This window comes from Paenibacillus sp. 01T422 (genome assembly GCF_056398785.1).
In genome coordinates, this window is record NZ_JBFTQB010001557.1 from 1 (window position 1) to 571 (window position 571).

Genomic DNA, 571 nt, shown 5'->3' on the forward strand with positions numbered 1-571 from the left:
GGTMGATCCTCTTGACCCCCAAATTGGCGGATTAGCTGTAAAAGCACCGGAGGTAAAGAAGTTACCACTGATCGTAAATCCTGTTTTGGCATTTGCTGCAGAAGTTAGTGGATGCGTGTAAGAAGCTGTCATTGTTGAATTTAGAGCTATGTTCGCTGCATTTCCTGTTTCCGGCGTCAAATCCACACCGGCTTTCTGGAATAAATCAGCTGCCCTGTCATAGCTATTCAAATCAACATCCGTAGCGCTCTTCATTTGTGCATTGCTGTTCTGTACGGCTGCTACTGCCCCGCTGCCGTCTAAGATCGATACGACACCTGTAGCCGAATTCCATTCCAGATGAGCTAGTTTATCTGTTCTCATAGCTAGCGTACCATTCACATACATCGAATATCCTTCTTGAACATTCGGGTAGTAAGTAGTTCCATCCCCTGGTTTATCCCAGACAATCGTTACATCATTGCCGTGATAACGCAGGTTATTCACCGTAAAGTGGTCCCAACCGATATCAATCGGCCATAACTCAACGCTCGCGTCCGTACGAGGCACAAGGCCCATAATATCTTCAATG

Annotated in this window: 1 protein-coding gene; it reads right to left on the minus strand. The window is 46.3% G+C overall.

Going from position 1 to position 571, the window contains the following annotated elements:
• Positions 1-571 (minus strand): hypothetical protein (locus AC1DUA_RS40155; RefSeq protein ID WP_477504952.1); only part of this gene is annotated, 571 nt, incomplete at both ends.